A 15,389-nucleotide genomic window follows, 5' to 3' on the forward strand; every position below is an offset into this window, starting at 1 on the left:
TAAATGTATATTTTTCGACTAAATTCAACATTTATTTCGCTTATTGCATAGTTATTAAAATGATGAATAAAATTCATATTTATACCGTAAAAGTTCATACTTTTATTCAATTCAAGCATAAAAAATCATTTCACTAATAATTCTAATTACTTTTTATAAAGTAATCTCATATATATTTATTAAAATATACACTCTAATTTATATCCCGAAAATAAATTCAAGGATATTCCAACAGGTCACTATATATATTTCTAATAATATAAACTGAATAGGAGGAGTCCGTACATAATGGAATATAGATTATTAGGTAACACGGGATTAATAGTTTCAGAGATAGGATTTGGTTCTTGGGCGATTGGTGGAGATGAATGGGGCGCAGTAAAAGATAATGAATCCATTGATGCAATCAATAAAGCAATTGACCTAGGAGTTAATTTAATTGACACTGCTGATGTTTATGGACTAGGTCATAGTGAAACACTCGTTGCGAAAGCCATAAATAAACGTAGGCAGGATATCATTCTTTCTACAAAAGGTAGATTAATTGGTCATCATTATGACCCAAGTCAACCAGCAGTTTATGGAGATCCCAAAAAGATCATTGATGCTAGTTTACTGCGGCTTAAAACGGATTATATAGATGTGTACTTTTGTCATATTTGGTGGGATAAACATGAAGAAACAGAAGCTTTTCTACAAGCTTTCCAAACCTTAAAAAAATCTGGCAAAGTGAGAGCAGTTGGCGTTTCTACTAATGATTTAGATTATATTAAACATTTTAATCAGAATGATGATTTAGATGTTGTACAATTTGATTATAGTATTTTAAATAAAGCACCTGAAAAAGACATCCTTCCTTATATTGAAAAACATAATTTAGGTGCTGTGATAAGAGGTCCACTTAAGATGGGAATTTTAACTGGGAAATTTAATCATGAAACTCAATTTCCAGACGATGATTTAAGAAAAGATTGGCCAAAAGAACAGTGGTTTAAAGATAGCTTAAACAAAGTAGAGAAATTAGATTCACTTGTACGATCAAATCGAAGTCTAGCGCAAATCGCCTTACGTTATGTTTTAAGCCACCCAGCCGTTTCAGTTGCGATTCCTGGTGCAAAAACTCCTACTCAGGTTGAAGAAAATTCTTCACACTTAACTCGTCCATTATTATTAAATAATGAAATTGAATTCATTAAAAAACTTTGATCGAATAATTATTCTTCTATAAAAAATTATGCTGATTTTACTACCAAATCCATACTACTACTTCTTCTCCACTAGAACATATCTTTAACACTTCCACCCTATTTTTTCTCTTTTTCCGACAATATCTACAGTTTATAAGGTAGTTGAACACTTTTATTCAACTACCTTATAATACGTTCTACATTATATTAAAATATCTACTACACTAGTTTAATACATGTTAGGACAACATATAAAATAAATAAACAATTAATTCAGATATATTTTTAGAAACTTCATTATCTCACAATTACTTTTTTAAAAATAAATCAAAAAATTTTTCTTTACTTTAAATTCCATAGTTCATATAATTTTCTATGGAATTACATTTTTTTCTAAATAGCTCCTCATTTCTAAGGATTCAAAAGGGCAATTACAAATCATTATACCCTTATGTTTAACCAAGTAAAATAAAAAACCAGTTTTTTACAAGGAGAAGTGACTGCATGCAAGATATTTTAAAACTATTTCCGAGCGTTGACGGAAATGAAGAAAAACAACAACTTTTATTAGAATCTATGCAGAAAATAATTAAAAATCTTGACCAATTAAAAAATGAAGAGCGAGCTACTTTAGGTAAATGTGAGGAAAAATCAGAAGGATACTATAATAGCTTAATTCACCAAAGTCATATACCACTAGCTGGAATCACTATGTCTGAGGTTATAGAAGAGCTAAACCAATTTATGAATGGACATCCTTATCCAAATAAATATTACTTGTCTAACGCTGTACCACTACCAAGTATACCTTCACTATTAGGTGTACTAACCATGGCCCTTTTAAATGGTAATGGTGTTTGGGATGTATATGGTCCAGGGGCAGCAGAAGCAGAAGTAAAAGTTGTATCCATGCTTTCAAAACTAATAGGTTATAACCCACATAATAGCGGCGGCTATACAACATGGGGTGGACAAGGTTGTGTATTTTCGAGCTTACGTTTAGCAATTTCTAAACAATTCCCATTAGCAAAAGAACATGGTGCTCCACAAAATGTTTATTGCTTTGCTTCTGAAAATGCACATTATAGTTTATTAAAGTCAGCTGAAGCAACTGGCATAGGATCGAATCACTTAATAAAAGTGAAAACAGATCCCTATACAAGTTCTATGGATATAGATGATTTAGAGGCTAAGATGATACAAGTTATTAAAAATGGCGGTATCCCCCTTTATATTCTAGCTACTATGGGGTCAACAGATACATTTACCATTGATGATATAAAAAAGATTAAAGAGAGCGCTGAAGCAATACAAAAAAAATATAAATTAAAACCTATTTATATCCATGCGGATTCTGCAATGGGCGGATTCTATAGTTTCTTTAATAATTATAGTTTTGAAGAAAATTCACTCTCATTTGAACCTAATGTGAAAAATGCCTTACAATACGTGCAAGATAAAATGCAATATATGTCCCTTGCAGACAGTGTATGTTTTGATTTTCATAAATTAGGACAAACACCTTATGCTTCAAGTATTTTAATCGTAAAAAATCATACTGATTTACAACTGATGGACATTGAACAAGATGATACACCTTATCTTGGTAATAGATCATATGGTAGTTATCATACAGGCTATACCTTAGAATGTTCACGGGCTGGTAGCGCTATTCCCATGTATATCAATCTATTAGCCTTCGGAATTGAAGGATATCAAAAATTATTAGCAAATTATGTCCGTGTAAATCTATTATTTAGAGAGAAGTTGCGTGAGGCTCTACCTCAAGTCGCAATCACTAATGATTTTACATATGGACCAATTACAACTTTCCGTTTCTATATGAATGGAGATGGCCAAGAAAATTGGGAAAAAGAACGAATAGGCCTTGCAACAAAAGAAGAGATTGAGGATACAAACCGATTAAATATAGAACTATTTAATTACCTAGGAAAAAATCGCGATCAAGTATTTTTTGGTGATACAACTCGTTCTTGTGTAGTAGATGTAATAAACAGTTATGATAGAAATCCGATTTCTACATTAAAATTCTTTTCAATCTCTCCATATACAACTGTTGAATGTATAGATGAGATCGTAGAATTTCTTTATGAACATATTTCGATTGCCACTAAACAAATTTATTCATATGTTTAATAACCATTTTTGTTAGCGCTTTAATAGTTAAACTTAACTAAATTAAATAAAATTTTTAATCCTTTTAATTACTATTCACTATATCAGGAAAGAGGAAAAACATATGAATATTGAGCTACTTGATACACACCACGTGAAAGATGCAGCACATTTACTTGCACATTCTTTTGTGAATAACGAACCTCTTGTAAGCAGTTTACAAATTCCCTTTGCTCCTTTTCACAAAATGTGCGAAGAAATGATAAAGCAAGCTGTATCTCAAGCAATGTCATTTGTAGCAATAGAAAATTTTCAAATTGTTGGAGTTCTTTTAACAAAAAAATTAACCCAGCCATTAATAGATACAGAGAAAGCGATTGAACTATGCCCGCAAATGAAACCTATTTTTCAACTTTTAGATACATTAGAGACAGAATCTATTGAGTTTTCTCATTTAGATAAAGAAAAATTGGTCTATCTAGATATGGGCGCTTGTCATCCAGATTGGATGGGAAGTGGTATAGTCACTACCCTTCTTTCACATGCCATTCAAGAGATAAGTAAAAAAGATTATGATTTTATTGCTGCTTGTACAAATAAAATTTCTCAAAAAATCCTAAAAAAACTGTTCACGACCTTGGAAATGAATGAAATAGTGTATAGTAGTTTTCCTTATAAGGAAACATACCCATTTGCTAACACAACAACTTCTTTAGCAGCTCAATTACTATATATACCTCAATCCCAATTCGTTATCAAGGCCATATAAATTTGTGTAGAAGTCTAGCTGTACTTTTGTGCAGCTACTTTTTTATATAGAGTAAATTAGCAATAGATATTCTTACATAAGTGACACCTTTCACACTTTAACTTCTTCGAATTCAATAGCCACTTTCTCTGCATGCCTTATTTCTCTGCTTAACCTACCTAAACATCCCCTTCTATTTATTTCAACATGTTTCATCATGTTTTAATTTCATACGCTCCATTATTTCATCTATACCAGTAACTTAAATACTTTTCCCTATTTTAATGTCTAAGCTTTTACTTCTTAAGTAACGAGTAATACATAGATTCCCACTCTTAAACAATTTAAAACATATTGCCTAATAACCCCTTAATATACCTATAATACTGACGGTTACAAGTCTCTTTCATTTCATTTATCTATTCATATTACATACCCTATAGCTATCTAATCTTCCTTATAGAATCCCATTTAAAATTCATGATAAAAGGAATCAAACGTGTCATATTTAGCATTTAAGAAAAAAGAGTGAGAATTACTGGATTCCCCTTTCTTTTGATCCTTTTTAGAAGCTCTTTAAAGTCTAATCCTATTATATCCTGCTAGGTAACATGTCTACTAATCATTAACAATTTGTATAGCTATATAACGACTCTACTAATTCATTAAAGGAATCTCCTTCCCCCTATCGAATTATTGTAGAGGAAAGGAGAGGAATACATGGAAATTCTAGGATTAGATCCTCGCGCATTAGCGACTTTAGGTGCACTTGAATACACCAATCGTCGTAATAAATTAATTGAAGACTCGGAGAATAACATATACGAGTGTAAAGAAATAAAAGAAATACTTCAATCACTTCCTAAAGAGAAGCAGATTGAGGTTCTTGAGAATCAAGCTCACTTTGAAGCTGTGGCAAAGATGATTGAACAAAACAATTTAATTCTTTTAGAACAGATGAAAGCTCTACAGCTAATTCAGAAATAACAAACTTATGATTGATTAATTCTACATATGCTTCTATAAATAATGTATCTTTATTTATACCATCAGCCTCTGTTTTTACAGGGGCTTTTGTTATGCGTTGATTCATATTTTGAATTTGAATGGTTTCTTTCACATGTACGAATAGATCTTCTAGTAAACTTGGTGTAGACTCTAATTCTTGCTTTTCAATTTCCTCTGTTACAGCACTGATAAATTCCCAAAGTACTTTTGCACCTAATAGTTCCGCTAATCGTTTTTCACGCATTTCAAATATTTTCATGTTCATGCAAATACACTCCTATAATTTATATATAATGATAAAAATATTATGTTCTTATGTAAAATTGCCTAAAACACTTTCTAAACTTACCTTTCTACAAAATCGCTACATAAACTTAAAAATCTAATATCGTTCAACACACTTCGTGTTGTTCGCAATCAAAAAAAATTGTTTGAACTGTAACACCATAGAAATTCGCTAATTTTATTTTTATATTATCTCGTGGGATTCTCTGGCCATTTTCATACATCTGCAATGTACTAATACTGATTCCCACTGCTTTTGCCACCTCTTCTCTAGATCTCCCATTTCTTAGATTAATTAAATTTTCAGCTACTCTTTCATAATTCATACATTCCCCCCTAAAACCACATTTCGTGTTGTTATTTAAAATATAAACCGCACAAAATGTGTTGTCAATAGATTTTAATTATCAATTTTTAAAAATTTTAATATATTAACACACATTGTGTTAATATATTATCAGGTGATAGAATGAAAACGTTTGGAAATATAATTCGTGATTTAAGAAAACAAAAAGGAATTACGCAAAAAGAACTTGCTCAATCGCTTCAACTAAGTGAAAGTACAATTGGTATGTATGAACGTAATGAACGTCAACCTGATTACAATACCTTGATACGTATAGCAGATTACTTTAAAGTATCTACTGATTTTCTTCTAGGGAGAGATTTTTATGCCGAAGGGAAAAGAAATGATTCAGAACTAGATCAATGGCTAAATGATATAAAGCTTGCTCCATCCCAAAAGCGTGAAGAATTAAAACGTTTTTGGAATTTTATAATGCAGGAAGATAAGTAATAAACTAAACCTTCACCTTCATATGGGTGAAGGGCATGAATTTGATCCTCTCCCGGGGTCATACGGATACAATGAAATGGCGTTCTATCAACGAATAGAGCGTTATTTTTATGGGATTTTTCTGAGGTCGAGAACCATGTGGAGAGATATGAGGTCTAAATTAAACCTATTCGAAGTATAGAATTTTGTTATCCCGCATTATTTCTTACAAATTTGTCCATAAAAAATAATTCACACTCCCATAATATCCTTTTATTTGTTATAATTATATTCTAATATATTAATTAAAGTGAATGAACTGACTGATACATATGACAATAAATCTAGTGATCCGGTTATGAAAATACAAATAACTCGTAATGACTTCGATAAAATCACATTCGATCACTTTGGTTATAAAAATATACCTAAAGTCGTTAAAGAATACTGGGAATCTCCTGCGTATAATGGAATATAATTAGCATCAGTATTCTTATTTGAAAGGTGGTGTTTGCTATGATGATTTTTGATAATATCAATATACTTATCGCTCTCTTCTTCTTGTTTTTCATTATGTTTCTTGGGAATAAAGAAAAAGAGGCCAGCACGTTATGTTTATCACTTTTATTCGGTGGGATGGCAGTGGATTACTGGTTAAATATGAAAGGACTAAACGATACGTATATTAGTACCGCTTGGAATGTATTCTATTGCATTATAATGATCATTCTAATACCTATTATGATTCATAAGACTATTAAAAATATAAAATACATAAAGGCAAAAATAAAAAGAAATCGAACTATATAAAAATGCGACCGCCCGTAATAGGCGGTTTTCTTATTCACCTCTATTCACCTTTCCTCTTAAATCCACTGCCGCATGACCCAATCCTCCCCTCCGCATAGCATGTACTAAAAGGAGGTACGTAATAATATGTCAAACTACTATTACGATCGGTCTAAAAATTGCTATCGGACGGAACATAACCACCATATTACAACAAACAATAAACCGTGGAGTGTAACAATTGGCTTAATTGGTGACGGACAGGAGATCTATTCTGGAGAAGAAGGTGGCCTCACCCTGTGGAATCATGCAATCGCAGGAAAAAACGTGACTGTTCACTCTAAACATCCTAATTCTTTATTTACAAATGCAGCACATTATAGAACTCATTCTCAGCTACATTTAAACTCATCTTTCCGTGCTCATACAGCTTTAAAATACTATGAAATTATTAATTCCTTATTAGATGCTAATTTTGAACAAACAAAAGAGCTTATTAGTAATCTACCAAAAGAACATTATCAACTTTTTATTACACGTGATTTAAACAAAGCCAAACTCACTTTACATCAGCTTTATCAGGATGATACAAAAACAGTTGGTGTTGTCTGTGCTGGTGGCGCTGATCTTCAAAAAGAAGTCCCTATTCTACCAAGAGATGAACGATATGAACGCCCTAGTAAGATCGCTCAATACTTTAACTATCCCGAATCCAAATACTATTGTAGAACACTCAACTATAGCTCAACTGAATTTCAAACACAGGGACTTAAACTAGATATGACGCTCGTTCATTGGGATGATGATCTATATCTACAGAATGGAACTTGGAAGGGACAGCATTATCAATGGGGTGTCGAAGATCCGTTCCAAATTAAACTCAATGCATATCGGGTTATTTTAACAAGAGGTCAGGATGGAACAATTATTTACATATCACCAAAACCCATTCTAGATGAAACTTGGAACTTATTTAAAAATCATTTGCATATTCCTGAATTGATGTTTTAAGGCTTATGATAAGAGACAATATTCTAGGCTTCTTTAAAATATCGTCTCTTATTTTTTTATTTTACAACAACCAGAGAATTGTTCCTATATGACTTGAATATTTTGTAGGAAGTATCCTCTTCAAACGACTAGTATTTTAGGAAATTGCTACTAAAGAAGTTGCTGTTTCTTCTATTCCTCTAGAAATTGAATCGCTTTACGGTACTTCTCCAATCGCTTTAAGTCTTTATCTGTTATCCTACCAAGGCGTGAGCGATCAGAATTATGTTTTAAGTCTGCAAGTTTGACAGTACAGGCAAGAGAATGTTCTTTTACTTTGCTCAGATATTCAAAATAAGGTGTGTATTTCTCTTTTGTCAGTACCTGCACTGCCTCAACTATATTATGAGGTATACCAGCACTTAACAGATCATTAGCAATTATCTCTGTATCTTCCAGAACATCATGCAAATAAGCAGTAGCTTTCTCTTGGGCCGTATTTACAAAGCTAGCAACTGCCTCAGGGTGTTTGATGTAGTCAATTTCTGCTTTATCTACATGCCCAGCATGGGCAGTTTTAGCGATTTCATGAGCTATCTCTATATAATAAGGTATCATCACAAAAGCTCACTTTCTATTATCATTTATCAGTACTGTATTCAATAATTTCTTCGGCTATTTTCACACAATGAAACACAATAAGCAAGGTAAAAAACGCCTTCCTTTCCTTTCTCCTATGAATCTACAAAAAAATACATTTAAAAAATAGAATCTGATCTCATGATTAAGCATGCTGATTTACTCCATACAGAAACGAAACAACAAATAAAACGTGGTTCAGAGGCCTCTAAAGAACACCCAAAAGAATATAAAAGTTCGAGCAGATTGAAAAATCGACAACAAAAACTAATAAGGCAAAAGTAAACAACATATAGATTTGAATTATATTTCTCAACAACCAAAATTACTTAATGTGGTAAAATAATAATCGGGTTGTCACCCAATACCATATTACGATGGTTCCAGTCGCAGGAAGGCACCTTTGGGTGTCTTTTCTTTTGCTTGAAACACATTCTGCCAAAATACCTGTATCTTTGTTGAATTACGACTCATATAATCCAACAAACTTCGTATATATAATTTGTTACCCTAAATGGGTTAACAATACGAACAGTTATAGGAGGATTTTGTAAATGGTAAAAACAGCATGTGTAAGTATTATTACTGGCATTCTTTTAATATGTTCAACAGGATGTGCCACTCAAACTGATTCCATTACAACTAAAACTCAATCAGTAGATGATGGCACATATACAACAAAAGAGCTCACAGACACATTTCCTGTAGGAACACCCATAACTACTTACATTCGAAAAGAAGAAAAACTGAACGTAAAACATCTCACCAGTATTACACTTACAGATGGTGGCGTCGGTAGAGTTTTGGAAGCAACAGATGGTTTTGTTGTCGTATGTGGGAATGAAAAAGGAATTTTTGATGTGTTAATATTTAAAACGATGGAAGATGTAAAGAAATATGAACAGAGTTTAAAGCGATAATTCATATCCTTCTTATGCCTTTTACACAGACATTGTCCCCTATCTCTTGCTATGGCTTTCCTATGTACAGTATAATTGCATCATGAGTAATCACACGTTATAATAGTCACCTAATTACATATGAAGAGGTGCAGAAAATGAATAAAACAGAATTAACAAAAGTAGTAGCAGAAAAAGCTGAACTTACACAAAAAGATGCTGCTGCAGCAACACAAGTGTTATTAGATACAATAACAAATGCGTTAGCAAATGGAGAAAAAGTACAGATTCTTGGTTTTGGCACATTTGAAGTACGTGAAAGATCTGCACGTACAGGACGTAACCCACAAACAGGTGAAGAAATGCAAATCGCGGCTTCAAAAGCACCTGCTTTTAAGGCTGGAAAAGAATTAAAAGAGGCAGTGAAATAATTATACATATTGAAAAGGGTTCGATATTCATATCAGGACCCTTTCAATAGCTTTTTTGTTCATAAATTAAAAAAGTATCATCCAACATATATTAGAAGATACCTCCTTTCCCACCTACTCACTGGGCTGTGACCCTTCACGCTCTTTGAGAAAGGAGTCTTCTTGGAAAAAATGATAAAAAGAAACATATACCTGCAGAAAATAAGAGGTTATGTTTCTTTTTTGATATAGTGTGTAAAATATACAAAATTAGAGTATGTCTAATACAAATATTCATTGATTTGTACTACCTTTTCCTCATTTGGCATTAGAAATTGAAATGGAAGAGAATAGATTTGGAATGCTATTCTCAAAAGCTAATGTAAAGGAAGGGATTAGTTCATGTATTCTTTCTTGCAGTGGTCTCTTATCTGCTGCTCCAAGTTCGTCTAAAAGTTCATTCTCTTCCGAAGACTTATCTCCAGTGATTAACATGTTTAACATATCTGAGTTAATTACTTCATGAGGTGAATGGACTAGCCCATTCATCATTATATATTTTTGAAGCATGGATGAATTACCCTCATTTGCTTGCTTCAAAGCTTGTTTAAGATATAAATCAAAATATTTCTGTGCAAATTTCACACCTTTTATTGGAACGGCTCCTACATGTTCAACACCGTTCCAACGTAAATCCGCAATTGAACTCAACCACCACGCCGGCTCAATAGCCTTTTGCATACGTTGCAGCACTTTGCGTTCGAACCCGGGTTTATGAGTAGCATGTTCTTTTAAGCAAGTATCTAACATATCAGCTTCGATGGCGGCTACGGTCATCCCTTGCCCATAAATGGGATCAAAGTTACAAAAAGCATCACCTAACACTAATAATCCAGATGGCCAATTTTCCATTTGTTCAAAATGTTGACGAGTTGACTCATGCGCTCTAAATCCTCTCGGGACACTAATTGGTTCTAACTCTTTGATTAACTCCCTCATCATAGGTGTAACTAATGAATCCAGCTCTTGTTCATATTCTTTTGAATTGGTTGGTGGATAGTGCGTACCTCCAGCAACAAATAGTAGCGCTTGAGCTATGTTATCTTCAATATATAATAGCCCTACAGCTCCAATGTTTTTAGCAGGATCTCCTTCAGAAATTGCACTCAATTTCTCTTTGATATGTGGGGGTACTTTATAATATCTCGTGCTATATCCAAAATTCACCTTTAAACGTTCTGGTTCTGGAACATCATATCCCATAGATGTAAGCCATTTATTGAGTTTAGATTGACGGCCACATGTATCAACTACCAAATCAGTTAAAACAGTTCTCTTTGTTTTTAATTCATCTCGTTCTTGAATATTGATCCCAATAATACGCTTGTGATCAGACGAAGTTAGAAGTCCTGTCACCACTTGCTTTGAATGAAAATGTACATTAGGAATTTCTTGTACACGTTGGCGGATTGTCCATTCTAACAACGCTCGACTGCTCGCTGCACCTTTTCGTTCTATAACTAGTTCAAGTGCCCCATAAGGAGAAAATCGAATCATTTTATCATTCTTGACATTATGGGCCCCTAGTTTTAATAAATCATCAACATATCCAGGAAAGAAACGGTTCATAATTATTTCTCCGCGTGGTAATACACGATGAGGATGAAAGTCTTGGGGTGTACCTGGACGTTCAGATGGTTTTTGAGGTAACTCATCTTTTTCAACAACTATCACTGTCTCAAAATAACTGGAAAGTACGCGTGCAGTAAGTAAACCTGCAATACCGGCTCCAATCACGAGTGCCTTTTCTCTTTTTGGCTGTTGATATAGTAATTGATTATCCATCAATAATCTCTCCTCTTCCTAAAAAGTATATTTGTTCAGCATGAATCTATTAAAACTTTTCCAGAAATCAGAATAAACAAATGATGATTCTTCATTATTTCAGTAAGGAGCCCGATGAAATAATAGTTAATATAGTGAAACAGAAACAGATACATATCAAAACACTACAATTCCCCCTGTTATTATAAGCTATTACAAGTGAGATATAATTAACGTGACCAATACAATTGTAGTATCTGATAGCACTGGTCTTAAAAGGTTCATCGTATTCTCCTTTACGTGGGACCTCCAATTCATATTATTCCCCCTAGTTCTTTCCATGTCCCTTATTCAATTCTAATTTACTAACTGATTAGCGTTATTGCAAATCAAGATAATAAAACCGCATCTCCAAATGTTAGATAACTATCTAATACATTGGAGATGCGGTTCACTTAGGTCATTGATGATTCATCTATTCTCTTTATTTGAAAAGTACATCTACCATACTAATTTAATATTATATTCTTGAAGCCAACTATTAACTTGAAGTAAATAATCTATTATACCTCGTGCATCATTACCTGAAATTACTTCGTCTTTTCCTTCTGCAATAGCACGAACTTTTTCTACATTTATTAATGGTAAAATAGGTGATTGAGGATCGTTCAACACATGTAACATCCAATCACTAATACCTTGTAGATAAGAAGCATCCTTTGTGCTTGGATATGCACTTTTTTTGCGATAAAGTACATCCTCTGGAAGTATATTTTCAAAAGCTCGACGTAAAATACCTTTTTCAATATTGTCTATGCTTTTCATTTCGAATGGAACATTCCATAAGTATTCTACAAGCCGGTAATCGCAAAATGGAACTCGTACTTCAAAGCCATTCATCATACTTGTACGATCTTTTCGTTCTAGCATAAATGGCAAGAAACGTGTAATAAACATGTAAGACATTTGACGTTGCTTCATTTGCAGATCACTTTCACCTTCTAAAAAAGGAACCTCAGCAACCGCATCTTCAAATTTTTGTTTTTGATATTTTTCAGGGCTAATCTTTTCTTTAAAATCCTCTGATAAAATTTCTGTACTATACCATAAATTAACACTCCAAGGGAATATCTCTGCATCTAAAAACTTCTCTTGATGGAACCATGGATATCCTGAGAACACTTCATCTGCGGATTCGCCTGAAAGTGCAACTGTTGCGTCTTTTTTCATTTCCTTAAATAGCAAATAAAGAGACGTTTCTAGTTCCCCAACTCCCGGTAGATCACGCGCTCGCATTGGAATTAATAAATGCTCTATTAAACTATCTGATCCTAACTCTATAGAGTGATGCTTTGTTCCTACATATTCAGCCACACGTTTCACCCAAGGTTCATCACGATCAAAACGAAGGAAGTCTTGCTCAAAGTCTTTTTCATCATTGATGAAATTCAAGGAATATGTATGAAGACGTTCCCCTTTATTCCCAAATTCGTTTCCTGCTAAACCTGTTAGACCACTTGAATCTAAACCTCCGGAAAGCATAGATACCACTGGTCTATCAGCAATTAACTGGCGTTTAACAGTATCTTGTAAAATGGAGCGGATTGTCTCCACTGTCGTATCAATATCATCTATATGTTTTTTACTTTCAAGTTTCCAATACTGTGTCGTATTTGAACCATTAGAGGTAAACGTCATATAATGACCCGCACGTACTTCATGTATATCCTTAAAAATCGCATGACCAGGAGTACGTGTTGGTCCAAGACAAAATACCTCAGAAAGTCCTTCTTTATCTACTTCTGCATTTACAAGCGGATGCGAAAGCAAAACTTTTAACTCTGAACCAAAGAGAATTGCGCTTCCTCTTTGAGCGAAAAATAAAGGCTTCACACCTAGATGATCACGACCAAGCATCAATTTCCCAAATCTTTCATCCCAAATACCAAAAGCAAAAATCCCATTTAAGTGTTGAACACAATCTTCTTGCCATTCTAAATAAGCATGTAGTAATACCTCTGTATCAGACTTTGTCTGAAATTCATGACCTTTCCCTTCAAGTTCTTTACGTAATTCTTGATAGTTATAAATTTCTCCATTGAACGTAAGGCCAATCGTATCATTTCCATCTTTATATAGCATAGGTTGAAGGCCACCTTCAGGATCAATGACGATGAGACGTCGATGACCTAATGCTGCTCGTTTTGAAAGCCAATGCCCCTCTGCATCAGGCCCTCGGTGAGTGATAGCATCTGTCATTTTTTTTAACGTTTCTTGTTCATGAGACAGGTCTTTAGACCAGTCTATCCACCCTGCAATTCCACACATAGTGTCTACCTTCTCTCAAATAGTATAGAAACCGACTAAAATTAAATATCAGTCGGTTTTCCGTAAAAAAATCCGACTAAAAACATCTTTTAGTCATGTTTATATAATAAAACGAATTAAATAAAAAATCAAATAATTCATTCAAGAAAGAAATCACTGTCCCCTTTCACTTGAATTCTCATCGTCTGATTAAAAAGTTATTACCTTAAACTTTCATTTTTATCCTAAGTTATAAAGTTGCATTCTATTATAGTTATATACTAGAAATGAGAATGGTGTATGTTATTCTATAAGAAGCAAATAGAGGACTTTCTATTAGGAGTTAAAAAATTACAAATGGACTGATACAGAATGTAATGCAAGAAAACTTCGCTAAATATTTCAAGGATAGGGTGTAGACAATGATCAAATTAGAAAAAGAAAATAAAAAAATGAAAATCATTCAATCTGCCACAATACTGTTCTCTATGGGTGGTGTCCGTAACACAACGGTTGATGAAATTGCAAAGAAAGCTAAAGTTGGTAAAGGTACTATTTATTATTACTATACAGATAAAACTGAAATATTATGTGACTGCTATATGCGTCATATTCAGCTTATACGTTCACAATTATTTGATTTATATAAAGAGGAAAAAGATGTTTTACTTCGAATACAAAAAATCCTTCATTATATCAGCCTAGAATATCATCAAGATCCGTTTGTTTCTACACTCTTTCAAGAATATAAAGAGTACCATTCACCTGAAATTACAGCTTGTTTTAAAAAGTCTGAAGAAGAAGCAATTAAAATGATAAGTAATTTGCTCGAAAAAGGTTATCAGCAAGGAGCTTTGCATAAGGTACCATTACCACTTACAGCTTTTATGTTAGTACGAATGATTTTTAACTACGAACAGGATTACATAAAAGATGATAAAAGTGATAAAGAATTTCTGCAGTTGCTAAAACATATGCTTCTTAAAAACTAGTTTTAACCACATACAAAAAAAATTGCGGTACAAATATATGAAGAAGAACGTGAATAATGGATGGTTTAATAAGCTCTTTTCAGTCTGGACAAACCTGCAAAATATCCAACGCTTATGTAGGAATGACTGATAAAAGAACAACAGCGATTACAAGATCAAACTGTAAGGGAAAAAAGAATGAAATAAAGTATTCTGCTCGTAGTTCAGTTTTAGCAATATTAATGAGAAATACCAATCATTTACTTGTGCTGATAGGAGAAGTAAATGATTGGTATTCTTTACGTTAGCCAATATGATTTTAATTTAACTAATTCCCCGAAAGAATTCTCCTTCCTCAAGCGTGTGAAGGGCGTAGCCCAACGGTAGGTGGGAGATGAATTTCGGTTTGGCATAGCCAAAA

General features: G+C 33.3%; 14 protein-coding genes and 1 pseudogene. 10 read left to right on the forward strand and 5 right to left on the reverse strand.

Annotated features, from left to right (window positions below; translation table 11 throughout):
* The first annotated feature begins 288 nt into the window (after positions 1-288).
* The 3 genes from MR155_RS27895 (at position 289) to MR155_RS27905 (ending at position 4,092) form a co-directional block, all read left to right on the forward strand.
* Complete coding sequence (locus MR155_RS27895; RefSeq protein ID WP_242311662.1) at positions 289-1,206, forward strand: aldo/keto reductase; 918 nt, start codon at positions 289-291, stop codon at positions 1,204-1,206.
* Between the two features lie 485 nt (positions 1,207-1,691).
* Positions 1,692-3,344: a pyridoxal phosphate-dependent decarboxylase family protein gene (locus MR155_RS27900; RefSeq protein ID WP_242311663.1), complete on the forward strand. Its 1,653-nt coding sequence runs from the start codon at positions 1,692-1,694 to the stop codon at positions 3,342-3,344.
* Between the two features lie 103 nt (positions 3,345-3,447).
* Positions 3,448-4,092 carry a GNAT family N-acetyltransferase gene (locus MR155_RS27905; protein WP_242311664.1) on the forward strand — a complete coding sequence of 215 codons (645 nt, stop codon included), beginning with the start codon at positions 3,448-3,450 and terminating at the stop codon, positions 4,090-4,092.
* Between the two features lie 841 nt (positions 4,093-4,933).
* Here the strand turns inward: MR155_RS27905 and MR155_RS27910 are convergent.
* Both MR155_RS27910 and MR155_RS27915 read right to left on the reverse strand, forming a co-directional pair.
* Positions 4,934-5,344 carry a hypothetical protein gene (locus tag MR155_RS27910; RefSeq protein ID WP_242311665.1) on the reverse strand — a complete coding sequence of 137 codons (411 nt, stop codon included), beginning with the start codon at positions 5,342-5,344 and terminating at the stop codon, positions 4,934-4,936.
* A 127-nt stretch (positions 5,345-5,471) separates the two neighbouring features.
* Positions 5,472-5,690 (reverse strand): helix-turn-helix domain-containing protein, encoded by a 219-nt coding sequence (locus tag MR155_RS27915; RefSeq protein WP_098516675.1) that lies wholly within the window; start codon positions 5,688-5,690, stop codon positions 5,472-5,474.
* Positions 5,691-5,833: 143 nt separating this feature from the next.
* Here MR155_RS27915 and MR155_RS27920 point away from each other — a divergent pair, with 143 nt between their 5' ends.
* The 3 genes from MR155_RS27920 (at position 5,834) to MR155_RS27930 (ending at position 7,939) form a co-directional block, all read left to right on the forward strand.
* Positions 5,834-6,160: a helix-turn-helix domain-containing protein gene (locus MR155_RS27920; protein ID WP_242311666.1), complete on the forward strand. Its 327-nt coding sequence runs from the start codon at positions 5,834-5,836 to the stop codon at positions 6,158-6,160.
* 495 nt (positions 6,161-6,655) lie between these two features.
* Positions 6,656-6,949 (forward strand): hypothetical protein, encoded by a 294-nt coding sequence (locus MR155_RS27925; protein ID WP_242311667.1) that lies wholly within the window; start codon positions 6,656-6,658, stop codon positions 6,947-6,949.
* Positions 6,950-7,075: 126 nt separating this feature from the next.
* Positions 7,076-7,939 (forward strand): DNA/RNA helicase domain-containing protein, encoded by an 864-nt coding sequence (locus MR155_RS27930; RefSeq protein ID WP_277958777.1) that lies wholly within the window; start codon positions 7,076-7,078, stop codon positions 7,937-7,939.
* A 171-nt stretch (positions 7,940-8,110) separates the two neighbouring features.
* On the opposite strand, the gene MR155_RS27935 is transcribed toward MR155_RS27930, so the two are convergent.
* Positions 8,111-8,536, reverse strand: a complete 426-nt coding sequence (locus tag MR155_RS27935; RefSeq protein ID WP_242311668.1) for a GTP pyrophosphokinase — start codon at positions 8,534-8,536, stop codon at positions 8,111-8,113.
* A 575-nt stretch (positions 8,537-9,111) separates the two neighbouring features.
* On the opposite strand from MR155_RS27935, the gene MR155_RS27940 reads away from it, so the two are divergent.
* Both MR155_RS27940 and MR155_RS27945 read left to right on the forward strand, forming a co-directional pair.
* Positions 9,112-9,477, forward strand: coding sequence for a hypothetical protein (locus tag MR155_RS27940; RefSeq protein WP_242311672.1), 366 nt, complete (start codon positions 9,112-9,114; stop codon positions 9,475-9,477).
* 137 nt (positions 9,478-9,614) lie between these two features.
* On the forward strand, positions 9,615-9,887 hold the full coding sequence (locus tag MR155_RS27945) for an HU family DNA-binding protein (RefSeq protein WP_242311677.1): 273 nt from the start codon (positions 9,615-9,617) through the stop codon (positions 9,885-9,887).
* A 297-nt stretch (positions 9,888-10,184) separates the two neighbouring features.
* Here the strand turns inward: MR155_RS27945 and MR155_RS27950 are convergent, their stop codons facing one another.
* On the reverse strand, positions 10,185-11,711 hold the full coding sequence (locus MR155_RS27950) for an FAD-dependent oxidoreductase (protein ID WP_242311679.1): 1,527 nt from the start codon (positions 11,709-11,711) through the stop codon (positions 10,185-10,187).
* A 480-nt stretch (positions 11,712-12,191) separates the two neighbouring features.
* Complete coding sequence (gene asnB, locus MR155_RS27955) at positions 12,192-14,018, reverse strand: asparagine synthase (glutamine-hydrolyzing) (protein ID WP_002144203.1); 1,827 nt, start codon at positions 14,016-14,018, stop codon at positions 12,192-12,194.
* A 401-nt stretch (positions 14,019-14,419) separates the two neighbouring features.
* Here asnB and MR155_RS27960 point away from each other — a divergent pair, with 401 nt between their 5' ends.
* Positions 14,420-14,989, forward strand: coding sequence for a TetR/AcrR family transcriptional regulator (locus MR155_RS27960; protein WP_002016934.1), 570 nt, complete (start codon positions 14,420-14,422; stop codon positions 14,987-14,989).
* Positions 14,990-15,045: 56 nt separating this feature from the next.
* A pseudogene (locus tag MR155_RS27965) lies at positions 15,046-15,273 on the forward strand (IS4 family transposase); the annotation flags it as partial.
* Positions 15,274-15,389: the final 116 nt, after the last annotated feature.

The organism is Bacillus cereus group sp. BfR-BA-01331, assembly GCF_022663915.1.
GTDB lineage: Bacteria > Bacillota > Bacilli > Bacillales > Bacillaceae_G > Bacillus_A > Bacillus_A mycoides.